Origin of the sequence: Hoskinsella mucinilytica (assembly GCF_045223415.1) — a bacterium.
Classification (GTDB): Bacteria; Bacillota_I; Bacilli_A; order Erysipelotrichales; family Erysipelotrichaceae; genus Hoskinsella; species Hoskinsella mucinilytica.
The window spans coordinates 1-22,206 of the sequence record NZ_JBEQZJ010000002.1 but is presented as its reverse complement, the minus strand read 5'-3'; the positions used below and the strand labels follow the sequence as shown (position 1 = coordinate 22,206).

General features: G+C 38.2%; 19 protein-coding genes and 7 tRNA genes. 23 read left to right on the top strand and 3 right to left on the bottom strand.

Going from position 1 to position 22,206, the window contains the following annotated elements; translation table 11 throughout:
• Positions 1 to 60: 60 nt before the first annotated feature.
• A complete protein-coding gene (locus tag UGRO018_RS00865) occupies positions 61 to 1,854 on the bottom strand; it encodes a BglG family transcription antiterminator (protein WP_416324556.1) in 1,794 nt (597 codons plus the stop codon).
• A gap of 124 nt (positions 1,855 to 1,978) precedes the next feature.
• On the opposite strand from UGRO018_RS00865, the gene UGRO018_RS00860 reads away from it, so the two are divergent.
• The 5 genes from UGRO018_RS00860 to UGRO018_RS00840 all read left to right on the top strand — a co-directional run bounded on the left by UGRO018_RS00860 (position 1,979) and on the right by UGRO018_RS00840 (position 7,042).
• On the top strand, positions 1,979 to 3,583 hold the full coding sequence (locus tag UGRO018_RS00860) for an MFS transporter (RefSeq protein ID WP_416324555.1): 1,605 nt from the start codon (positions 1,979 to 1,981) through the stop codon (positions 3,581 to 3,583).
• 13 nt (positions 3,584 to 3,596) lie between these two features.
• Entirely contained in the window at positions 3,597 to 5,174 is a 1,578-nt protein-coding gene (locus UGRO018_RS00855) for an amidohydrolase (protein WP_416324554.1), read from the top strand.
• Between the two features lie 114 nt (positions 5,175 to 5,288).
• The gene (locus tag UGRO018_RS00850) at positions 5,289 to 5,693 is read left to right on the top strand and encodes a hypothetical protein (RefSeq protein ID WP_416324553.1); all 405 of its coding nucleotides are present in this window, start codon (positions 5,289 to 5,291) and stop codon (positions 5,691 to 5,693) included.
• 89 nt (positions 5,694 to 5,782) lie between these two features.
• Positions 5,783 to 6,334, top strand: coding sequence for a hypothetical protein (locus UGRO018_RS00845; protein WP_416324552.1), 552 nt, complete (start codon positions 5,783 to 5,785; stop codon positions 6,332 to 6,334).
• Positions 6,335 to 6,391: 57 nt separating this feature from the next.
• On the top strand, positions 6,392 to 7,042 hold the full coding sequence (locus UGRO018_RS00840) for an HAD family hydrolase (RefSeq protein ID WP_416324551.1): 651 nt from the start codon (positions 6,392 to 6,394) through the stop codon (positions 7,040 to 7,042).
• Here the strand turns inward: UGRO018_RS00840 and UGRO018_RS00835 are convergent.
• Both UGRO018_RS00835 and UGRO018_RS00830 read right to left on the bottom strand, forming a co-directional pair.
• Positions 7,025 to 7,789 (bottom strand): YdcF family protein, encoded by a 765-nt coding sequence (locus tag UGRO018_RS00835; RefSeq protein WP_416324550.1) that lies wholly within the window; start codon positions 7,787 to 7,789, stop codon positions 7,025 to 7,027. The genes UGRO018_RS00840 and UGRO018_RS00835 overlap by 18 nt on opposite strands.
• Positions 7,782 to 10,124, bottom strand: a complete 2,343-nt coding sequence (locus UGRO018_RS00830) for an ATP-dependent DNA helicase (protein WP_416324549.1) — start codon at positions 10,122 to 10,124, stop codon at positions 7,782 to 7,784. The genes UGRO018_RS00835 and UGRO018_RS00830 overlap by 8 nt, the downstream gene beginning before the upstream one ends.
• Positions 10,125 to 10,265: 141 nt before the next feature.
• Here UGRO018_RS00830 and UGRO018_RS00825 point away from each other — a divergent pair, with 141 nt between their 5' ends.
• From UGRO018_RS00825 to UGRO018_RS00740, 18 genes are all read left to right on the top strand, one after another.
• Entirely contained in the window at positions 10,266 to 11,201 is a 936-nt protein-coding gene (locus UGRO018_RS00825) for an RluA family pseudouridine synthase (protein WP_416324548.1), read from the top strand.
• A 91-nt stretch (positions 11,202 to 11,292) separates the two neighbouring features.
• Positions 11,293 to 12,570 (top strand): cation:proton antiporter, encoded by a 1,278-nt coding sequence (locus UGRO018_RS00820; RefSeq protein WP_416324547.1) that lies wholly within the window; start codon positions 11,293 to 11,295, stop codon positions 12,568 to 12,570.
• A 228-nt stretch (positions 12,571 to 12,798) separates the two neighbouring features.
• Complete coding sequence (locus tag UGRO018_RS00815; protein WP_416324546.1) at positions 12,799 to 13,110, top strand: stress protein; 312 nt, start codon at positions 12,799 to 12,801, stop codon at positions 13,108 to 13,110.
• Positions 13,111 to 13,138: 28 nt separating this feature from the next.
• Positions 13,139 to 14,179: a V-type ATPase subunit gene (locus tag UGRO018_RS00810; protein WP_416324545.1), complete on the top strand. Its 1,041-nt coding sequence runs from the start codon at positions 13,139 to 13,141 to the stop codon at positions 14,177 to 14,179.
• Between the two features lie 15 nt (positions 14,180 to 14,194).
• On the top strand, positions 14,195 to 16,123 hold the full coding sequence (locus UGRO018_RS00805) for a V-type ATP synthase subunit I (protein WP_416324544.1): 1,929 nt from the start codon (positions 14,195 to 14,197) through the stop codon (positions 16,121 to 16,123).
• Positions 16,124 to 16,139: 16 nt separating this feature from the next.
• Positions 16,140 to 16,583, top strand: a complete 444-nt coding sequence (locus tag UGRO018_RS00800) for an ATP synthase subunit C (protein WP_416324543.1) — start codon at positions 16,140 to 16,142, stop codon at positions 16,581 to 16,583.
• Positions 16,584 to 16,605: 22 nt separating this feature from the next.
• Positions 16,606 to 16,914: a V-type ATP synthase subunit F gene (locus tag UGRO018_RS00795; protein WP_416324542.1), complete on the top strand. Its 309-nt coding sequence runs from the start codon at positions 16,606 to 16,608 to the stop codon at positions 16,912 to 16,914.
• Positions 16,915 to 16,924: 10 nt separating this feature from the next.
• The gene (locus UGRO018_RS00790) at positions 16,925 to 17,521 is read left to right on the top strand and encodes a V-type ATP synthase subunit E (RefSeq protein ID WP_416324541.1); all 597 of its coding nucleotides are present in this window, start codon (positions 16,925 to 16,927) and stop codon (positions 17,519 to 17,521) included.
• A 34-nt stretch (positions 17,522 to 17,555) separates the two neighbouring features.
• The gene (locus UGRO018_RS00785; protein ID WP_416324540.1) at positions 17,556 to 19,313 is read left to right on the top strand and encodes a V-type ATP synthase subunit A; all 1,758 of its coding nucleotides are present in this window, start codon (positions 17,556 to 17,558) and stop codon (positions 19,311 to 19,313) included.
• Positions 19,314 to 19,328: 15 nt separating this feature from the next.
• Complete coding sequence (locus tag UGRO018_RS00780; protein WP_416324539.1) at positions 19,329 to 20,771, top strand: V-type ATP synthase subunit B; 1,443 nt, start codon at positions 19,329 to 19,331, stop codon at positions 20,769 to 20,771.
• Positions 20,772 to 20,773: 2 nt separating this feature from the next.
• Positions 20,774 to 21,412 carry a V-type ATP synthase subunit D gene (locus UGRO018_RS00775; protein WP_416324538.1) on the top strand — a complete coding sequence of 213 codons (639 nt, stop codon included), beginning with the start codon at positions 20,774 to 20,776 and terminating at the stop codon, positions 21,410 to 21,412.
• A 134-nt stretch (positions 21,413 to 21,546) separates the two neighbouring features.
• A tRNA-Arg gene (locus UGRO018_RS00770) sits at positions 21,547 to 21,623 on the top strand.
• 9 nt (positions 21,624 to 21,632) lie between these two features.
• Positions 21,633 to 21,709, top strand: a tRNA-Pro gene (locus UGRO018_RS00765).
• 10 nt (positions 21,710 to 21,719) lie between these two features.
• Positions 21,720 to 21,796 (top strand) — tRNA-Met (locus UGRO018_RS00760).
• Between the two features lie 12 nt (positions 21,797 to 21,808).
• Positions 21,809 to 21,885, top strand: a tRNA-Ile gene (locus UGRO018_RS00755).
• Positions 21,886 to 21,901: 16 nt separating this feature from the next.
• A tRNA-Ser gene (locus UGRO018_RS00750) sits at positions 21,902 to 21,992 on the top strand.
• A 37-nt stretch (positions 21,993 to 22,029) separates the two neighbouring features.
• Positions 22,030 to 22,106: transfer RNA gene (locus UGRO018_RS00745), tRNA-Met, on the top strand.
• A 3-nt stretch (positions 22,107 to 22,109) separates the two neighbouring features.
• A tRNA-Phe gene (locus UGRO018_RS00740) sits at positions 22,110 to 22,185 on the top strand.
• Positions 22,186 to 22,206: the final 21 nt, after the last annotated feature.

The following is a 22,206-nucleotide window of genomic DNA, read 5'->3' as shown; positions in this document are numbered from 1 at the left end:
TTCTACCTTATGTAGAAGAAGTCTACCGGTATTGGCGATTGTTAGGAGGAGGTGCGATTTTTATAAAGATGTATATGCAAATTGGGTCTTGAGCATATGCTTGATCCATAGAGTATGATTCCATAAGTCATCATAGGACATATCGGATAAGGTGATAAAAACGACGGAAAGAATGGTTCTGCCCTTTAGATAACACTTCTTTTTTAACTCGTAACATACTACTTTGTTTTGAGAAAGGCGAGAATCATATAAGATCAAAACAAGACTGTTTTGTAAAATCAAAGATTGTCGTTTGTACATGATGTTAAATGTTTCAAATGAAATCTGATCTGTTTGTGAACATAATTCTTCATATAATTGATAGAGGATATCTTCCTCTTGTGATGCTTTCATCTGCTTTTTTATCATAGGGAGAGCAAGCTTTTTTACTGCTTTGAAACGAAGTTCTTTGAGATAGCTTTTTAGTTTTCGAATGTCTTGATCTTGAATCATACTGGAGATTTCTACAAAAGGAATCGCATAGGGAAGATAATCAAAGCTGATAAAAAAATCAACCTTGTCTTTGATCGTTTCAATATCATCTTCCGTTAGAATATAGTCAATATCGATTTGCGGAAGGGCTTGTGAAATACGCTTTTTTCCATAATAAGCAAGTTCTAAAGAACAATTGACGATCAAACCGACATGATAACGATGCCATTGTTCTAATTGATCAAATATAGGTAATAAAAGCATGGTCAAACGGGAAAATTCTCCTTCATAAAGATCCAGTTGTTGTAGGGCACTATCTTCATGAAAGATACGCATGATACTTAAAAACGCAGGCATGGATTCATATTTGACGATTTCATCTTGAATATGTAAGACACGCATATGATTCTTTTTACGAATCATGGCCGTTTGTAGTAAGATGGCAAATAAATTTGCCATTTCTTCTTCATAAGTCATAGGATATTGCATGCTTAGATGTTGAAAGAAGGTTGTGGTAAGCTGTTTACTGGATGAAAGAAGTGGATATTGTTGTAATAGATCCTGATTCCATTGTCGTGCTCCGCTTTCAATCATATCCTCTAAAAATTGCATTTCCACATCACTGATTTCAATATGAAACTCATTTTGTAAAGTCGTTTGTATGGTGGTTTGAAATGTTTTTGACGAATGCGGTAAAGCAAGAATGGGATGTTGATGTTGAATGCGTATGACCATGATACCAAGATAAATCGTGAATTGACGAATGGCATTAGAAGTAAAGCGTTGTTTTAAATATTGTTCATATCGGTGAAGAATCTTATGGAAAAAGGCTTGATTTTCATGTAAGATGGTCTGCTCGATGATAGGCATTGCTTTTCCTGCCATTTGATAAAAATAATATAAAACAAAAAGGCGAATTTGTTGTTCCTCACCAAGGATTTGAAGATGATGATTTCTGGATAAGGATAAATCAAAGGTATCAAGCATGCTTTCCCAGCATAAAAGCTCCTCTTTTAACTGTACTCTATTGGTATATAGCGCATCCGCAAGAGCATCCATGGTATAAAGCTCATTGGAAAACAGTAACAATAGCATCCCATGATAAAAACGATCCAAATCCGGTTTGATTTCCAACACCTTGGATTCAAGAAAATAATGTAGAAACTCTTTTTCATCTTCCTCTAGCTTTATGCGAATACCGTTGCCTCGTTTGGTTTCAATATAAGAGGTGATATGGTGTTCCTTTAAATAGGCATTGATGGTCTTAATATCATTACGTATGGTCTTTTCACTGAATCCTGATAAGTCACATATCGATTGTATGGGTTGATAATGCGGTTGATTTAACATAAATAGAAAAAGTTTTCGCTGTCTTTGGTTCATGATAGGGTCCTCTTTTCTGATGGAAAAATTTTACCATAACAACGGTAATTTTGCTACTTAACAATGAAACAGGCAAGATTATAATGGGGTATGGTAAAAGAAAAAGCTTTGAGGAGGTTCTTACATGGAAGCAGTTTTAAAAGATAAGAAACAAATGCTATACCTACCGTTGATCGTTTTGATGTTTACACAGATAGGGACATCAGGAGACAATGCGGTCTTAAGTGTAGCGACCAATGATCTGATAGCGGCACTTCATGCTAGTATGAATGATATTCAATTAGCGAATATGGTTTATTCTTTATGTGCCGGTGCCTTTATGGTTGCAGGGGGAATGCTAGGTATCATCATCGGTTGGAAAAAGAATTTTAGGATCGGTGTAGTTCTGGCAATGATCGGAGAAATGGTATTGGCGATTTCTACCAACGTTGTAATGTTTACTTGGGGAGGTAGATTGTTGGTAGGATTAGGTGCAAGCTTTATGATTCCATCTGTGCTTGGTTTGATTCCTGGGATTTATCAAGGAAACCAACGAGTGGTTGCATTTGGCGCAATAGGAGCAGCAACAGGAATCGCTGCGGCAGCCGGTCCTATCATTGCAGGCTTTTTATTAGATGCATTTGGCTTTCGTATTGCATTTGGAGCATTGGCTGTTTATTTTATGGTGATCTTGGCCGGATCGAGCTTTATTCCCGATGTGGAAAGATCTGAAAAAAAGTTAAAAATGGATGTGCAAGGAACGATCGTTGCGGCACTTGGACTGTTTTTGTTCTTGATCGGTATCTCTAAGATTTCAGTTTGGGGATTGATTACACCGATTCAAGCACCATTCACGATCTTTGGCATTTCACCATCTTTGCCCCTTGCTGTTTTAGGTATCATTATTTTAGGCTTTTTGATCATGATGGAAAAGCGTATCGAAGAAAAGAACGGTTGTGCTTTGATACCAGCATCCTTCCTGAAATCATCTCAAGTACGTGCCGGCTTGTTCGCAAGTGCTATCGTCTTCTTATATTTAGGTGGTACGGTGATGCTTGTGAATCCATATTTACAAGTGGTAGGTGGTTTCAATGCTGTGCAAACAGGTGTTGCCATGATATGTGTAGGTGCTCCTATGTTTTTGGCATCTATGGGCGTGCCAAAATATGCTTCTCATATTCACCCTAAAACGATTCTGAGGATAGGTTATCTTTTCTTGGCTGTATCAGTTGTACCTATGGCTATATCTTTGCAAGAGCATGGAGTCAATAGCGGTATGTATTTGGGATTGGTCATTGCCGGTGTTGGACAGGGCTTATTGAGTGCACAGGCAAGTAATGTTGTTGCTTTGGCAGTAAATGAGCGAGATGCACAACAATCAGGTGGTATTCAGGCAACCGCAAGAAATGTTGGACAAGCCATTGGTGTGGCTGTTCTAGGTATGGTAATGATCTTTACGATCAATACCAATTTATCTAAATATATGAAAACAGATACCTTGATATCTAATGAGGTAAGAGAACAGGAAGAACAAAAGAATGTAAGCTTTATGTCAGATACAGCTTTTATAGCATCACTTTCTGATATTCCAATGAGTCATGAGGAACAACAAGAATTGATTCATATCAATGCACAGGCAAGAATTCAATCCACACAACATGCATTGTATGTACTTGGTTTGTTATGTCTAGTTTGTATTTTTAGTACAGGTGGAATTCATACGATAAAAAAAGAAGAAGCATCAAAGTAAGGAGATGATCATGATGCAAACATTATTTTTTAACGGCGATATTTTAACAATGAAGGAAGAACAGCTTTATGTAGAAGCTCTGTTGGTAAACAATGGAAAGATACAGGCAACAGGATCCTTACAAGAAATAAGACCTTTGATGGAAGAATCCTGTGTATTAAGGGATTTAAATGGAGCATGTTTAATGCCATCCTTTATCGATGCACATTCTCATATGCTACAATTTGCGAATACTTTAAAATTTATTCCTTTGAAGGACTGCACTTCTATTGCGGATATTCAAGTACAAATTACAAACTACATTCAGGAAAAACAAATACCTGATGGAGAATGGGTCATGGGATTTGGTTATGATCATAATGCATTAAAAGAGCATCGTCATCCCAATCGTGAAGAGCTAGATGAAGTAAGTGGAAAGCATCCTTTGATTTTAGCTCATTCTTCCTTCCATATGGGGGTTTTGAATACACTTGCATTAGAAGCTTATCAATTAGATGATGATTGCAAGGATCCAAAAGGAGGAAGTTATGGACGTGATGATCAAGGACATTTAAATGGCTATCTTGAAGAAGTTGCCTTTATGCGTGGACCAGGAGAGCGTATCATGAGTCTAGATCATATCGATGACTATGCCTATGAGGCACAAAAAATCTATGCAAGTTATGGTATTACCACAGCACAAGAAGGATTTGCTCATGGTAGTGATGTAAACATATATGAGCGATTAGGAAAACATGGCAAACTGTTATTGGATATGGTGGCTTATGTAGATATCGTAGAAGATAGTGAACTGGTTAGAGAGCGAAAAGATCTTGCATCTTATCAAAATCATTTCCGTATTGGTGGCTATAAACTGTTTTTGGATGGATCACCACAAGGAAAAACAGCATGGATGAGCAAGCCATATGAAAATAGTGGAGATTATTGTGGATATCCGATTTATACCGATGAAGTGGTAGATGGCTATGTACAACAGTCTTTGGATGAGCATCGTCAATTATTGGTACACTGTAACGGAGATGCTGCCAGTCAACAAATGCTGAATGGATTTCATCATAGCAAACAAAAGCATACAGATACTAGACCTGTCATGGTACATGCACAAACACTTCGTCCCGATCAACTAGATCAATTGGTAGAAACCGGTGTTATGCCAAGCTTCTTTGTTGCACATGTGTACCATTGGGGAGATGTTCATTTGATCAATTTTGGTAAAGATCGTGCAGAAAATATCTCTTGTACCAATAGTGCCTTACAAAAACATATGACATTCACCTTCCATCAGGATACTCCGGTAATTCTTCCTGATATGTTAGAATCTGTTTGGGTAGCAGTGAATCGAAGAACAAAAGGTGGAGTTATACTTGGTGCACATCAACGTATTCATGTGTTAGAGGCATTGAAGGCAGTAACGATCCATGCGGCATATCAATACTTTGAAGAAGATATCAAGGGAACATTGGAACCGGGGAAACTTGCGGATATGGTAATGTTAGATCACGATCCATTAAAGGTGGAACCTACAGAGATCAAAGCGATTCAAGTGTTGGAAACAAGAAAAGAAGGGGTTGTGATTTATCAAAAAGCATAACGCATTCCATCATTTTTCCTAAGACCAGCGTAATACGCCTAAGGCAGTAAAAAAACCTCGCATATAGTGGATTGAGATGGATAAAAAATCTCATAACCGAAGGAGGAACATTTCATGTATAGTTCAAGATGTAATTGTAATAACAGCTCTTGTAACAGCTGTAGTCGTAATGGGGAACGTATCTTAGTCAATCAGGGATGTGGTTGCAATCAATCACGTAGACGTTGTGCTTGTCAAAACACATATCGTCCAGGATGTGGTTGCGGTAATCATCACAATGATTGCTCAAATCGTCCGGGATGTGGATGCAACAATGGATGTGGCAATCAACAAGGAAACGGATGCCGTCCATGTCCACCAAGACCATGCCCACCAAGACCATGTCCACGCCCAAGCTGTGAAGATCGCTGTCGTGCACAATATCGCCAGTGCATGAGAAACTGCCGTTGTCGTGAAGAGGATGAAAACAGAGGATCATCCTGTGCATATGATTATGATGATTTCGACACAAATGAATAAATGCGAAAAGGTCCTTTTGGACCTTTTCCTTTCGTTAGTTGACAAAATTCGCCATTGCTATCCTGTATCATAAGAGATGAGGTGAAAGCATGATAAAAGAACTACACTGTTTATTACTATTGTTATCCTCTATGATCATGGTACCAATCAAAGATACTATAAAACTAACACAACCAATAGAGAATGAAATAAAACAAACAAGCAAGATCATAAACAAACGAATATTATTGTTATACGCCGGGGATAACCATGCACAATTTACACAAATGACATCGATGATCAAAAAGAAAATGCAATTGTATGCATATGATATCACAAAAGATGAAATACCAGATGCGCAAGATTATGACCTTATTTTACTAGGGGATCATACGACACAGGATCGACCCTCACAAGCAATGATTGATTTTTTAAGCTGGTATGATATGCAAAACAAGCAAGTTTCTGCATATTGGTTATATCAAGACGAAACTTCACGTTATGAAGAAACAATAGCACAGTTGATAAACAATGGACACTATCTTTTAGGTCTTGGAATGCAAGAGAAACAAGCGATGAATCAAGAAACACTCAATGCATTGATCAATGGATGGTTGACCTCAGTTTATTCACCTGTGAATGTACATAAAAAGTTTCTATAGATCATGGTCATATTTTGACATGGACATGGTATAATAACATAACGGAGGTGGTATCAAATGAAAATCGAAACGATCATTTGGGATTGGAACGGTACACTTTTAGATGATATCGATATCAGCATGGAAGCATTAAACCGTTTATTAAAGAAGCAACAGCTTCCCCAAGTATTAGATAAAGAAGAATATCGTAAATATTTCCAATTTCCGGTCATGGAATACTATAAAAAAGTAGGCTTTGATTTTGATCAAACGCCATTTTCTGAATTAGCAAAGGACTATATGGCATATTATCAGCCCCATAGCTTAAGCTGTCATCTACATTTGGATGTTAAAACAACATTAGAACGATTGAAACATCGTGAAGTAAGACAATATTTATTAAGTGCCAGTGATCTTACTTTTTTGAATGAACAATTGGCACAGTATGATATTTCAACGTATTTCAGCGATATCAAAGGCCTGGATAACATTCATGCACATTCAAAAGCACAACTTGCGAAAGATTTTGTAGAGGATGCCCGATTAAATAAAGATACGACCATCTTTGTCGGTGACAGCGTTCATGACAGTGAGGTCGCAACCTATGCGGGATGTCATTGTTTATTGATCGGTGATGGACATGAGCATATAGAAAAACTGCAAAACACAGGGTGCCCAACGGTAGAAACCATGAAACAGGCACAACAATGGTTAATGCAGTTTTGTTAAGTATTGGTCTTTGACGACGCCGAAGAATTCTCTGAAATAAAAATTAGGAGCTAGATCGATATCACTTTTTGCCGGATAAAGCGAACAGGTCAACCCGCTTTCTTCACAAAGATATCGAGCTCGGTACATATGGAAATCATTTGAAATGACACTCACATGGGTGTCATTTTTTAATAGTTTTTTACTGAAAGCAAAATTTTCTGCGGTATTTCTACTTTGATCCTCTTCTATGATCATAGATTCTTTGATACCATGAGCAACAAGATAATTTTTCATGGCACTTGCTTCGCTGACACTTTCATTTGCTCCTTTACCACCACTTACAATGATGGTTGTATTAGGATAGGTCTCATGAAAAGCTAAGGCGGCATCAAGCCGATAACGAAGCAGACGAGATATCTTATCACCATTCAGTTGTGCCCCTAATACGATCAAGGTATTTCCTTGTTCCTTTGATACATGGGTTCCGGTATATAAAAGATTTCCCTCTACTATGCAGAAAAACACGAAACATACAAGACATACGATCGTAACCAGGATACGAGGAAGTCTTGGTAGATAAGAAAGAAGCGTTTTATTGTGTTTTAGTTCCCATGCTCCTATTGCGAATAAGCATATCCCCATACAAAGGAAGGTCCAGGAAAATACGATGTTAAATAAGCCATAAGATAGCGTAAGCAAGGTGAAGTAAAGTAAGAAAAGAATGGATAACGCTAAGATCGCATAAGTTGTTTTCTTTCTATTCATGGTTGTCTCCTTTCCAGAAATCGGCTAATAAATGCATTGCTTGAGAAGGGGAATGCACACGTTGATAATGACGATATTGTGCAGGTAATAGGGTAAGATATCGAGATGAGGTATAACGTTCATCCACAAATAAGATCATACCCTTATCCTCATGAGATCGTATGACACGTCCAGCTGATTGTAATACCTTATTCATGCCGGGAAATTGATAAGCATAAGCAAAGCCCATACGGTTTTCTGAATCAAAATGTTGCATGATCAAATCTTGTTGAGGATTGAGCTGTGCTAACCCGACACCGATGATGATGGCACCGATCAAACGTTCCTGCTTCAGATCAATGCCTTCCGAGAACATGCCACCAATGACACAGAAATAAAGATGAAGCTCGTCACTTTGCTCAAAAGAAGATAGAAATTCTTGTTTCATTGCTTCACTCATATTTTGTGATTGTATACTGGTCTTTACCTTAGGATAGCTTTGGATAAAGGCATCATAGATCTGATGCATATAAGCATAGCTAGGCGCAAAAATGATGTAATTGCCCTCTTTTATGGAAGTGGCGGCATAGATCAAAGAAGTAATGGCAGGCAAGGAAGTAACTCGATCTTGATAACGAGTAGAGATGTGGTCGGCAATCATACAACAACAGTTCTCCTTATGAAAAGGGGAAGGAAGCGACAATCGTTTACAAGATGCTTCTGCACCAAGCAAGGATAGATAATAATCAATTGGAGAAAGCGTTGCGCTGAAAAAAACAGTAGAACGTCCTTTCTTTAAGATTTCACGAAGAGGATGGGATGGATTCATACAAAATTGCTTAACGATACAATCCTTGCCCTCCATAGCTACAAAAAAGACGAAATCCTCATCATAGAAATCAGCGATTTTTCCATAATTGATACTATCAAAATATAATTGCTTCAACTCATCATCGTGCTGTTCCTCATGCTCACTTTGAAAATAAGCATCCAAATGTTCTACCACATCTCCAACTGCCAATATAAGCTCTTCATGATTTTCCTCAAATGCCATGAAGCCACCTTGCTTTTCACATTCTTGGCCAAGTTTTTGAAGCACTTTGATGATCGATTGCAATCTTTGACGCAATATCTTACGCTCCTTGGGAATGTATCGCTTTGCTTCTTGAAAAGATGACTTCATCAAAGAGGCGCTATACATTTCTCTTGCTCGATCTACCAGATTATGCGCTTCATCCACAAGGAATACATAATTACCCTTTTCGGTAAAAAAACGTTTTAGATATACTCTTGGATCAAATACATAATTATAATCACCTACGATGACATCCGCATACAAAGAAGCATCTAAGCTTAACTCAAAGGGGCAAACCATATGCTTTTGGGCAATCGATGAGACGATTTCCTTTTCTATAAAATCATGATCAGATACCAATTCATAAAGAGCATCCTTACAACGATCAAAATATCCTTTGGCATAAGGACAAACCTTAGGATCACAATTTCGTTCCTCTAGAAAACAGATCTTATCCTTAGCGGTAATCCCAACGGTTTTAAAAGAAACACCTTGTTCATAAAGCAGATGAATGGTATCATAAGCAACGGATGCTGTGATGGTCTTCGCACATAGATAAAAAATCTTTTCACATTTTCCTTCACCGATGGCTTTTAATGAAGGAAATAAAGTAGAAATCGTTTTTCCGATGCCGGTGGGCGCTTGAGCAAATAAGGTATCTTTATCTAATATCGTTTTATAAACACCGACAGCAAATTGTCTTTGTCCTTTTCGATATTCAGAAAAAGGAAAACGGAGCAGTTGTAAAGAGGATTTGCTTGTTTCTTCGATGGAACGCTTTAAATGCGCCCATTTGAGATACTCTTTTAAAGTATCCATATAAAAAGTTTCTAGTTCTTGAAAAGGTTTCTCATGAAGGAAACATTTGGTTTTTTTATCCTCAAGTTGATAATAGGTCAATTGTATGGAAATGGTCTTTAATGTATGTTGTTTTGCATAAATATATGCATAAATATAGGCTTGCGCAAAATGGACGAAATGATCTTCACTTATCTCTTCATAAGGAAGATAAGTGGTCTTGATTTCATCTATGATGACGCCTTCCTCTGTGGTAATGATACCATCTGCTCTTCCATCGATCGTAAAACAAAAGTCATCTAATTCTGTTGTGATTTTCAAATAGACCTCTGCGGCATACGTTTGTTTTTGTTGTGATTGTAACATACGATGAATTTGAGAGCCTAGATTGGCACGTTGAGTGGACTGAGATGATGATACAAGATCTCCTCCTAAATAAAGAGATTCTACCAAACTACGTACCGATAACTGTATGGTATACATGCGACACTTCCTTCCGTATATTTATTGTAAACGATTTTTCAAAAAAAACAAAGCACATGCAAGATTTGTAAGATAAAGTTAAGGCTATACTTTTTTCAAGCTTTATGAAATAATGAATGAGGTAAGTATGAGGTGATTAGGATGAGAGAAATCGTGATTCAAAAAAATGATGCAGATCAAAGGGTGGATAAATTTATTATGAAGACAATGAAACAGATGCCCAAAAGTCTGATGTATAAATATATAAGAAATAAAAAAATCAAAGTCAATCGAAAACGATGTGAAATATCCCAGCGATTACAAGAAGGGGATGTGTTACAATGCTTTATTCCGGAAGAGTTTTTTGAATCAAGCCATGATTTACATTTTTTAAAGGTTCCAAGCGAACTGGATGTAATCTATGAAGATACGCAATTACTGATCGTCAATAAACCTGCTGGTTTATTGGCACATAGTGATACCTCCATGATCCAAGATAATCTTGCGGATCGATTATTACATTATTTATACGAGAAACATGAATATGATCCTGAGCAGGAACAAAGCTTCGCTCCGGCACTTTGTCATAGAATTGATCGCAATACACAAGGCATTGTGATATGTGCTAAAACAAGTGAAGCCCTTCGCTATATGAATGAAAAGATTCGAAATAGAGAATTAGACAAACGATATCTATGTTTGGTAGAAGGAAAACTAAAAAAGAAAGAGGATCGTTTGATATTGTATCATAAAAAATTAGATCATAATATCGCCGATATCATCCCATATGAAAAAGAAGGTTATCAGCGAATTGATACAGGTTATCGAGTGATAGAGGAAAAACAAGATGAAAGTGTAGTGGAAGTCGATCTACATACCGGAAAAAGCCATCAGATTCGTGCGGTCATGGCATATTTGAAGCATCCTTTGGTAGGGGATATCAAATACGGTGCAAAAAAAGGAAAGCGAAAATATCAAGCATTATGTGCCTATCAAGTTAGCTTTCATTTTCAAGAAGAAGATGGTGTTTTACAGGCAGTGAACCATAAAACTTTTACGATACCAAACATTGATTGGCTGGATTTAAAAGGTAAATAGTGAAAGGTAAGCGTTTTTTCACAAAAAACACTTGCAAAATCAAGAAAGCGCTGTATAATAATACGGGCTATGATTGAAAGAGAGTGAAGTTATGGAATCTTACAGCTATTTACTAGATGTTGCTTTGATTCTGCTTAGCACAAAATTGTTCGGTCTTTTGACTAGAAAAATTGAAATGCCGCAGGTCGTTGGAGCACTTGTTGCCGGTATCATACTGGGGCCGGCTGTGCTGAATATCGTTCATGAATCTGCATTTACAGATCAGATCGCAGAAATCGGCGTCATCGTATTGATGTTTTCCGCTGGTCTGGAAACGGATATCAGCGAATTGAAAAAAAGTGGAAAAAGCAGTTTTGTGATTGCTTTGATAGGGGTGTTGGTACCTTTGCTTGCAGGTTATTTTTTGGCAAGCTTCTACAACACCGGAGATAATGCCTTCTTACAGAATATGTTTATCGGAGTCATTTTGACAGCTACATCAGTTAGTATCAGTGTGGAAACCTTGAAAGAAATGGGGAAACTAAGTACACCTAGTGGAAATGCGATCCTGGGGGCGGCTTTGATTGATGATATCTTAGGAATCGTTGCTTTGACGATTATTACCGGAATGGCCGATACCAGTGTGAATTTAGGTATCGTATTGTTAAAGATCGTTGCTTTCTTTATCTGCAGTGTACTGATTGGATTTGCGGCTAGAAAGTTAATAGAGAAATGGTTTGATCGTGATGATAAGGTAAGAAGAAGATTTTCTATCATCTCTTTTGCCTTCTGTTTGCTGTTTGCATATTGTGCAGAAGAATTCTTTGGTGTAGCAGATATTACCGGTGCTTTTATTGCGGGACTTATCATCAGTGGTACTAGCAAAGCTAATTATGTTACTATGCGTATTGAAACGTTATCTTATTTATTGATATCACCGGTATTTTTTGCCAGCATTGGGTTAAAAGTAGTATTACCTGAAATGACAAGCAGTATTGTGATTTTCTCTGTCTTATTGATGGTAATTGCCATTTTGACCAAAATTCTAGGATGCGGCTTAGGTGCGAAAATTTGTCATTATGAGAATATACAAAGTCTTAGAATCGGAATCGGAATGATTTCCCGTGGTGAGGTCGCATTGATCGTTGCTAGCAAGGGAATGGCCGTTGGTTTGATGAATTCGGATTTCTTTGGGCCAATTATTATTATGGTCGTATTGACAACCGTTGTAACACCGGTTCTATTGAAGTTTGCGTTCGCCGATCGTGTGAATGATCCTGATGTTTATACAGAGAGCGAATTGGTGGATGAGTATTCTGAAACCGAGGAATTAGAGAAGATGTCACAGCAGATCATCGGTAGCAAGACCAAACGTGAAAACAATGCTTAAAAATCGGTCTGAAACGAGGCTATAATCTAGATATGAAAATGTCATGAAAGCCCTTTATTAAAGGGTTTCGTGGCTTTTTTTTGTGATTTATTAGCCTGCACTAAAAAATGGAATAAAAAGTATGTTTTTCTACTTGCAAGGTGTATATAAAAGGTTTATACTTTTAGCATGGTTTTGGTATGGTCAAAACCAGGAATTGCTGATGTAAGGCAAAGGAGGTATCGTTTTTTGGAGGAGCTAATTAGAAAAATTGTAGAAGCAGATAAACGAGCAAGAAACAATGTAGCTTCAAAAAAGCAAATGAAAAACAACGTCCAGGATCAGATACAGGAAAAGAAAGAAGAAATCAAAGCCAAGTATCAAGAAGAAACCAAGCGTTGTATTTACGAAAAGCGAGCTGAAATGGACAAGGAATTGGCTGTTTCTATGAAGCAGGAGGAAAAGGATTTTGAAGAAGCCCTTCAACAGATGCAAGCGCATTATGAAAAGCATCGAGATGAATGGGTCAACAGAATCGTAACACATTGTCTGGATGCCTAAGGCAGTATCATCAAGGAGGTGAGCCCTTATGAATATGGCAACAGGTGTCATTGTTTCAAAAGCCAAAAGCATGCATGGAAAGCAGCTAAGTGCAGATGACTACAATGAATTGCTGCATAAGCGAAGCGTCTCTGAAATTGCTGGTTATTTGAAAAATGAAACTCAATATGGGGAAGCCTTAAAGGATGTAAGAGAAAACAACATCCATCGTGGTCAACTCGAGAACATTTTGCGAAGGGACATGTTTCGGCAGACAATGAAGCTGTATCGCTATGCTGAAGCGGGGCAGAAGGACTTCTATCAGTTGCATATGCAACAAATAGAAATTGATCTGATCCTGCAATGTATTCGTGTGCTGATATCCAAAGAGTATGAGGATGCGATTGCAGAGCTGCCGGTTTTCTTAAAAGGCTATGTCAGTTATGATCTGATGCGGCTAGGCAATGTTCATACCTTTGATGAATTGCTGAGCGTTTTAAAGAAAACAATGTATTATGATGTATTGCTTCCTTTCAAAGTAGGAAAAGGAAAAGAGGGTGAAATCGCATATACCGCATGTGAAACAGCCCTAAACAAGAAATATTATGAACATGTTTTTGAAGTTATCGATAAGGTGATGAAAGGTAAAACTAGGAAAGAAGCAAGGGAGCTTTATGGAATTGATGTAGAGTTATCTAATCTGACCAAAATTTATCGTTACAAGCGTTATTTCCAATCACGAGAAGATGTCATCCGAGACTCTTTGATCGATGTTCAAGTGCATTTTTCCAAGAAACAAATCGAGGAATTACTCGCAGAACCTCATCTAAAAGGGTTCATGGATAGACTAGCAAAAAGCTGGTATCATTTGGAAATGGATGATGACAAACGTGTTTATATTGAATGGTATATGGATCAATTCCGGTATCGCATGGCGAGAAAGAATATATACTATTCGCAAAGTGCTCCAGTAGTTTATGCTTCCTATTTGTACTTAGAAAAGCTAGAACTGGACAATCTCGTCAACATCATTGAGGGTGTTCGTTATCAAGTAGATAGTGAAGACATTGCAAAGATGCTGATTTATTAGAAAGGAGAATGTGTGATGGCAATCGCAAAGATGAAGCTGATCAACATCACTGGAGATAATGAATATCTCAATGATGTACTTCTGAAATTTGTCGATTTGGATTATTTTCATCCGGAACCAGCAAGTAAATTTGTTGATTCTGTGCACGGTCTGACGACATTAAATGAAGAAAATCCGATTACTGATGTATTGACACATTTCAAAGAGGTTACTTTGGATATGGATTTAGAAGTGCCTACAAGAGAAATGAGAAGCCGTGATTATGATCTGGCGAAAATCACAGCCTATGTGGATGATATCCATAAGAAATATTTAGACGGTGCAATCGTCAAAAAAGATTTAGAAACAGTGATCCAAGAGAACAAGGATGCCTTGATTCAAGTACGCAATATCGAAAGCATTGATTTGAATTTGGATGATTTATTTGAATGCAAATACATTAAGATTAGATTTGGTCGACTGCCTTTGGATAGTGTAGAGAAACTGCAATATTATCGTAACCGCCCATTTGTATTCAAATCCTTTAGCACGGATGACACCTATAGTTGGTGTGTCTATTTGACTACGGAAAAATATGAAGGAGATGTCGATAACATTTTCTCTAGCCTTTACTTTGAACGTATTCGTATTCCTGAATTTGTTCATGGAACTCCAGAGCGTGCCAAAGAAACGTTGCAAGAAGAAATTGACAACGACTATAAACAGCTACAACATGTAAATGAAGTGTTGGCAAAGCTGAAAGACGAATGTTTAGAGCATTTTGCGGAAATCAAAGGAGAATTAGAGTTTTTGAATCACACCTATGAAGCAAGAAAATATGTCGTTGGACTAGGTGAGCGATTCTCCATAACCGGGTTTATCGTAGAGGATGATGTGACAAAATTGAAACAGACATTCTCCGACCTGAAGGAGGTGGAAATCGAAGTGCGCCCAGCCCATAGTGATAAACGACTCGCGCCTCCGACGAAACTGAAGAATGGGTGGTTTGCCAGGCCGTTCTCAATGTTTGTAGAAATGTATGGCACACCAGAATATGAAGGAATTGATCCTACACCATTTGTTGCTGTAACCTATTCTCTGTTATTCGGTATGATGTTTGGAGATGTAGGGCAAGGACTAGTCTTAATACTAGTAGGATATCTTGCGGCAAAATATAAAAAGATGAAGTTAGGAGAGGTTGGTGTCCGTATTGGAATTTCCTCAACGATCTTCGGCTTTATTTGGGGATCCGTTTTCGGAAACGAAACACTATTAAATCCACTGTATCAGACCTTGTTTGGTATGAGTGAAAAACCAATTGAAGTCATGACAAGTGAATTCATTCCAATTCTGCTCGTCTTCTCCGTTGGTATCGGTGCTTTCCTCATTATATTCAGTATGTGTGTAAATATTTATCTGCAAATCAAAAACAAAAATATCGGAGAACTTTGTTTTTCACAAAACGGAATCGCAGGGCTGGTATTCTATGCATCCCTAGTAGGGGGATTGGCATATACCTTATTAAGCTCTCATAATATCTTCTCTATACCATTTGTACTGATTTGTTTGATACTGCCGTTGGTTTTGATTTTCATGAAAGAACCACTGGAACACAAAATGGCTCATAAAGCAATGTTCCCAGAAGGCTTTGGAGCATTCTTTGTAGAGAGTATATTTGAATTATTAGAAGTATGTCTATCCTATATCACGAATACGATTTCCTACCTACGTGTTGGTGGGTTCGTATTATCTCATGCCGGTATGATGATGGCAGTAACGCTGATCATGGGCATGGTTGGGAATGCCGGAGGACTTGTCGTAGGGATTTTCGGAAACATCCTTGTTATGTGTCTAGAAGGTATGATCGTAGGTATTCAGGTACTTCGTCTTGAATTTTATGAAATGTTCTCCCGTTACTTTAATGGAAACGGAATTGCATTTCAATCTTTGAAAGAGTTAAATTAACTAGGAGGAACAAATTATGTTAAGTCCATTTGAATTATTGATGCCACTTGTATTATTAGTATTGATCTCATTGCCACTTGTCAATGTGTTTAAAGGTAAGACAAGCGCAAAAAGCGCAAAGACACGTATCGTATCACATATCTGTCTATTCTTCGCTATTGTATTAGGAACCGTATTTTTCTCTGCAACCAAAGCATATGCCGCTGAAACTGCAGATGTAGCTGATAAAATGGCTGGATCTATTGGTCAAGGATTAGGCTTTATTGCTGCTGCATTATCTACTGGTTTATCTGCACTTGGTGCTGGTATTGCCGTAGCTGCTGCTGCTCCTGCTGCCATTGGTGCTTTCTCAGAAAATAAAGAGAACTTTGGTAAATCTATGATCTTTGTTGCTTTGGGTGAAGGTGTTGCCATTTATGGTTTATTGATCTCAATCTTTATCATCTTTATGAAATTATAAAAAATCAGAAAGGGGATTTCTTATGAAATTTTTCCTGCTCAGCGATAACATTGATACACAGATGGGGATGCGGTTGGCCGGCATTGAAGGTGTCGTCGTTCATGAACGCCAAGAAGTGCTTGAAGAACTGGAAAAAGCCATGCATATGGAAGACGTCGCTATTATACTGATGACTACCAAGCTAATTCAGACTTGCCCTGAGGTCATTTCTGAATTAAAATTAAAATTAAAGAAACCATTGATCGTGGAAATACCTGATCGTCATGGCTCTGCGAAAATAGGAGAGACCATAGACCGTTATGTAAGTGAAGCAATCGGTGTGAAACTATGAGGTGTTTGCTATGTTAGATGAAAAAACGAAGCTTGAACAATATTTTGAAGAAGAAATCGATCGTGTGAGCGGTATTGAAATCAAGCAGATCGAAGACGAGATAGCAGATATTCGTGACAAAGCTCTTCAGGGTTTAGAAGCTGATGCGCAAAGAGAGGCTGGTATCGTTCGTGAACAGGAGTTAAAAGAACTTCAAAGCGAACATGCCATCCGCCTAAGTAAAGCGCATGAGGAAACAAATCGAAAACTGATGGCAAAACGTAAAGAATATAGTGAGCTTGTATTTCATCAAGCAAAAGATGAAATTATGGCATTTACGAAAAAGGATGAATATCGTGATTATCTGAAAAAGAAAGCCAGTGCGTTAGCAGATGGTTCTTTTACGGATGCTGTTTTCTGTATTAGGAAAGAGGATATGGTCTATGCAGATGATATCCAAAAAGCCTATGGAAAAGAGTGTAAGGTGCAAGTGGATGAGGATATGATTCTAGGTGGTCTACGTCTAGAATGTATCAGCTTAGGAATTGTGGTTGATGAAACCTTTGATACTGCACTAGAAGAACAAAAAGACTGGTTCTATACGAATTCCGGATTGTTTATCAAATAATCCAAATGCATAAGAATGCACTAGAGGTGATAATGTGAGTGAAAATGTAATCTATTCCATTAATGGTCCGGTCGTAAAGGTGAAAAATGCGCTAGATTTTTCAATGATGGAAAAAGTGTTTGTTGGAAACAAAAAACTGATGGGAGAAGTTATCAGCATCAGTAAAGATGTGACAACGATCCAGGTATATGAATCCACAACGAGTTTGAAACCAGGGGAACCTGTGGAACCAACAGGCAGTCCTATTTCCGTAACCCTGGGACCAGGAATTTTAAGAAATATTTTTGATGGAATTGAACGTCCATTAAAAGAAATCGCCAAAGAGTCAGGTGCCTTTATCGCAACAGGAAGCAATGTTGCTCCACTTGATGAAGAAGCACTTTGGCAAGTAAGCATAAAAGTTAGAGTGCAAGATCAAGTTACGCCAGGACAAATCTTTGCGACGGTTCCTGAAACAGATTTGATTGAACATCGCTGTATGATTCCACCAACACTACATGGAGAAGTTGTAGAGGTTGTTGAAGATGGAGCCTATAACATCAACCATGAAATTATCAAGGTAAAAGATGAAACTGGAGTGATTCATACCTTGACCCTTTGCCAAAAATGGCCAATCAAACAAGCAAGACCAGTTGCCCAACGTTTACCAATCAGTGTACCATTGATTACCGGACAACGTATTTTTGATACCCTCTTTCCTATTGCCAAAGGAGGCACTGCTGCCATACCCGGAGGATTTGGAACAGGGAAAACAATGACACAACATCAGTTAGCAAAATGGTGCGATGCAGATATCATTGTTTATGTTGGATGTGGTGAACGAGGAAATGAAATGACACAGGTTCTGGAAGAATTTTCAGAATTAATTGACCCTAAAAGTAATCGTCCGTTGACGGATCGTACAGTATTGATCGCCAATACCTCAAATATGCCGGTTGCGGCACGTGAAGCAAGCATATATACAGGACTTACTTTAGCTGAATACTATCGAGATATGGGATATCATGTGGCAATCATGGCAGACTCTACATCACGTTGGGCCGAGGCACTTCGTGAAATTAGTGGACGTTTGGAAGAGATGCCGGCAGAAGAAGGATTCCCTGCATACCTTCCATCACGTATTTCACAATTTTATGAACGAGCAGGCTATATGAAGACATTGAATGATCAAGAAGGAAGTGTTTCCATTATTGGCGCAGTTTCCCCACAAGGAAATGATTTTTCTGAACCAGTTACGCAGAACACCAAACGATTTGTAAGATGTTTTTGGGCCCTAGATAAATCACTTGCCTATGCAAGACATTACTTTGCCATCAATTGGACTGAGAGCTATTCTGAATATGTCGGTGACCTTTCTAAATGGTATAACAAGAATGTAGATATGCGTTTTTTACGCAATCGTCAAGAGATTATGAGTCTGCTTGCTGAAGAAGCTAAATTAATGGAAATTGTAAAATTAATAGGTAGCGATGTGCTACCAGAAGATCAAAAATTGGTCATCGAGATTTGTAAAGTGATTCGAGTGGGCTATTTGCAACAGAATGCGTTCCACAAAGACGATACGTATGTACCACTGGAAAAACAGCTGAAAATGATGGATGTTATTCTATATTTATATAAACGATGCAAAGAAATTGTTTTGGATGGAAAATCTTTAACAGAAATTATAGCATCAGGTATCTTTGAGACAGTCACAAAAATGAAATATGATGTGCCAAACGATCATATTGAACTGCTTGATGATTATATGCCAATGATCGATAAAGCTGTAAATGAAAGTTTGAATGCGTAAAAAGGAGGAGTGCTTATGAGTCTTCAATATTTAGGATTGAGTGAAATCAATGGGCCTTTGATTTTCCTGGACAACGTAGAAAACGCCAGCTATGAGGAAATGGTAGAAATCAAATGTGGTGATGGTTCTACTCGTTTGGGAAGAGTGGTACAGTTGGACGGAAAACGTGCAGCGATTCAGGTATTCGAAGGTACCAATGGATTGAGTTTAAGAAATACAAAGACCAAATTCACGGGAAAACCAATGGAGCTCCCTTTATCAAAGGAACTACTTGGTCGTGTTTTTAACGGAAGTGGAAGACCAATTGATGGATTGGGAGAAATTTATGCAGAGAAGAGTGCAGATATCAATGGACAACCGTTGAACCCTGTTTCTCGTGTTTATCCACGAAACTATATCAATACAGGCATTTCCAGTATTGATGCCTTAACTACTTTGATTCGAGGACAAAAGCTTCCTATTTTCTCAGGATCAGGTATGCCACATAATGACCTTGCAGTGCAATTGGTAAAGCAAGCTAAAATTTCTGATGGAGATGGCAAGAATTTTTGTATCGTATTTGCAGCGATGGGTGTTAAAAATGACGTTGCAGATTATTTCAAACGTTCTTTCGAAGAAGCGGGAGTAATGGAAAAGGTTGTAATGTTCGTCAATTTATCCAATGATCCAATTATTGAACGTACACTGACACCACGATGTGCACTAACCGCAGCAGAATATCTTGCATATGAACATGATATGCATGTTTTGGTAATTCTGACAGATATTACATCTTATTGTGAGGCACTTCGTGAATTTTCTAGTAGTAAAGGTGAAATTCCAGGACGTAAAGGATATCCAGGGTACTTATATTCTGACCTTGCTTCCTTATATGAAAGAGCCGGTATCGTAAAAGGTGCTGGTGGTTCAGTTACCCAAATTCCAATTTTGACGATGCCAAATGATGACATCACACATCCAATTCCAGACCTTACTGGTTACATTACAGAAGGACAAATTGTCTTAGACCGAAATTTAAATCAAATGGGAGTTTATCCTCCTGTTGGAGTATTACCTTCATTATCTCGTCTAATGAAAGATGGTATTGGTGAAGGCTATACAAGGAAAGATCATTCTGATGTCAGCAATCAGTTATTTGCTGCTTATGCAAAGGTTCAAGATGCAAGAAGTCTTGCTAGTGTTATTGGTGAAGACGAATTGAGTGATGTAGATAAACAATACATGTCTTTTGGTACGCTATTTGAGGAACATTTTCTAAATCAAGGAATGGATGTAAATAGAAGCATAGAAGAAACGCTTGATTTAGGATGGGATTTACTCAGTGTCTTACCACGTGGGGAACTGGATCGTGTGGATAATGAAGTATTGGATCAATTCTATAATCATGAGCGTGCAATTCAACGTTTTCAGCTTAAAACTGGTCCAATCATTAAAGAATTAGCAAAGCCAGGTGAATAGTTATGGCGAATAAACAGGTCTTTCCAACAAAAGGAAATCTGATTGCTACAAAGAAATCCAATGATTTAGCACATATGGGCTATGAATTAATGGATCGTAAGCGTAATATCTTAACAAGAGAAATGATGGGCTTATTAGATAGCGTTAAGCTTTTGCGTGATGAAATTACGATCACGTATCAAAAAGCTTATTATGCCCTACAACAAGCAAATATGTCATTAGGGGTTATCAGTGACTTAGTAGAGGCTGTACCTGTGGATACAGGTGTACATGTAAGTTATCGAAGTGTCATGGGTGTAGAAATACCTAAAATTCATTATGATAAACAGCCTTTTGAATTGACTTATGGACTCGAGCACGCTAATTCAAAATTAGATTATGCATATAAGTGTTTTTATAAGGTCAAAGAAATGACTGTGATTTTGGCTGAGGTCGAGAATAGTGTTTATCGTTTAGCGAATGCGATACGTAAAGCACAGAAGCGTGCCAATGCGCTGAAAAACATCGTAATTCCAGGTTTCGAAGATAATATAAAATTTATCAGTGATGCACTGGAAGAAAAGGAAAGAGAAGAATTCTCGAGACAAAAAGTTATCAAAGCAACAAAAGATAAGAAGATCGAACAGGAGCGTGTAGGTTAGCGCTCTTGTTGCTTTTTATAGGTGAAATAAATAAATCACAAAAAAATGAAAAAAAATAAAAAAAAGGGTTGCATTAGTTAAATTAATTTGGTATTATATTAGGGCACTAAGGCAAAGGTGTGAAACAAAATAATGCGCCCATAGCTCAACTGGATAGAGCGTTTGACTACGGATCAAAAGGTTGCGGGTTCGATTCCTACTGGGCGCGCCATTAAAATATCGGGATGTAGCACAGCTTGGTAGTGCACTTGATTTGGGATCAAGGGGTCGCAGGTTCAAATCCTGTCATCCCGACCATGATATTTTTGGCTGGGTAGCTTAGTTGGCTAGAGCATCCGGTTCATACCCGGAAGGTCGCGAGTTCGAGTCTCGCCCCCGCCACCAATTGACTAAATTGGACCCTTAGCTCAGTTGGTCAGAGCATCCGGCTCATAACCGGTGGGTCGTAGGTTCGAGTCCTACAGGGTCCACCAATTTAAAAAACAAATTGGAGGAATACCCAAGTGGTTGAAGGGTCCGGTCTTGAAAACCGGTAGGTCGGGAAACTGGCGCCTGGGTTCGAATCCCAGTTCCTCCGCCAAAAGGTTTAAGGCGTAAAAAAAGAATTGCTTAGTTATCGCGGGGTAGAGCAGCCTGGTAGCTCGTCGGGCTCATAACCCGGAGGTCGTTGGTTCAAATCCTTCCCCCGCAACCAAGTGGTCCCGTAGCTCAGTCGGTAGAGCAACGGACTGAAAATCCGTGTGTCGTTGGTTCAATTCCGACCGGGACCACCATTTGGAAATTAAACTGTCAAA

What these genes read in the sequence shown, in the direction of transcription:
- UGRO018_RS00835 (WP_416324550.1), bottom strand. Translation starts at nt 7,789, where the DNA reads ATGAATAGAAAGAAAACAACTTATGCGATCTTAGCGTTATCCATTCTT.
- UGRO018_RS00775 (WP_416324538.1), top strand. Translation starts at nt 20,774, where the DNA reads ATGGCGAATAAACAGGTCTTTCCAACAAAAGGAAATCTGATTGCTACA.
- UGRO018_RS00820 (WP_416324547.1), top strand. Translation starts at nt 11,293, where the DNA reads ATGGAATCTTACAGCTATTTACTAGATGTTGCTTTGATTCTGCTTAGC.
- UGRO018_RS00805 (WP_416324544.1), top strand. Translation starts at nt 14,195, where the DNA reads ATGGCAATCGCAAAGATGAAGCTGATCAACATCACTGGAGATAATGAA.
- UGRO018_RS00845 (WP_416324552.1), top strand. Translation starts at nt 5,783, where the DNA reads ATGATAAAAGAACTACACTGTTTATTACTATTGTTATCCTCTATGATC.
- UGRO018_RS00840 (WP_416324551.1), top strand. Translation starts at nt 6,392, where the DNA reads ATGAAAATCGAAACGATCATTTGGGATTGGAACGGTACACTTTTAGAT.
- UGRO018_RS00855 (WP_416324554.1), top strand. Translation starts at nt 3,597, where the DNA reads ATGCAAACATTATTTTTTAACGGCGATATTTTAACAATGAAGGAAGAA.
- UGRO018_RS00865 (WP_416324556.1), bottom strand. Translation starts at nt 1,854, where the DNA reads ATGAACCAAAGACAGCGAAAACTTTTTCTATTTATGTTAAATCAACCG.
- UGRO018_RS00790 (WP_416324541.1), top strand. Translation starts at nt 16,925, where the DNA reads ATGTTAGATGAAAAAACGAAGCTTGAACAATATTTTGAAGAAGAAATC.
- UGRO018_RS00795 (WP_416324542.1), top strand. Translation starts at nt 16,606, where the DNA reads ATGAAATTTTTCCTGCTCAGCGATAACATTGATACACAGATGGGGATG.
- UGRO018_RS00810 (WP_416324545.1), top strand. Translation starts at nt 13,139, where the DNA reads ATGAATATGGCAACAGGTGTCATTGTTTCAAAAGCCAAAAGCATGCAT.
- UGRO018_RS00780 (WP_416324539.1), top strand. Translation starts at nt 19,329, where the DNA reads ATGAGTCTTCAATATTTAGGATTGAGTGAAATCAATGGGCCTTTGATT.
- UGRO018_RS00850 (WP_416324553.1), top strand. Translation starts at nt 5,289, where the DNA reads ATGTATAGTTCAAGATGTAATTGTAATAACAGCTCTTGTAACAGCTGT.
- UGRO018_RS00800 (WP_416324543.1), top strand. Translation starts at nt 16,140, where the DNA reads ATGTTAAGTCCATTTGAATTATTGATGCCACTTGTATTATTAGTATTG.
- UGRO018_RS00825 (WP_416324548.1), top strand. Translation starts at nt 10,266, where the DNA reads ATGAGAGAAATCGTGATTCAAAAAAATGATGCAGATCAAAGGGTGGAT.
- UGRO018_RS00860 (WP_416324555.1), top strand. Translation starts at nt 1,979, where the DNA reads ATGGAAGCAGTTTTAAAAGATAAGAAACAAATGCTATACCTACCGTTG.
- UGRO018_RS00830 (WP_416324549.1), bottom strand. Translation starts at nt 10,124, where the DNA reads ATGTATACCATACAGTTATCGGTACGTAGTTTGGTAGAATCTCTTTAT.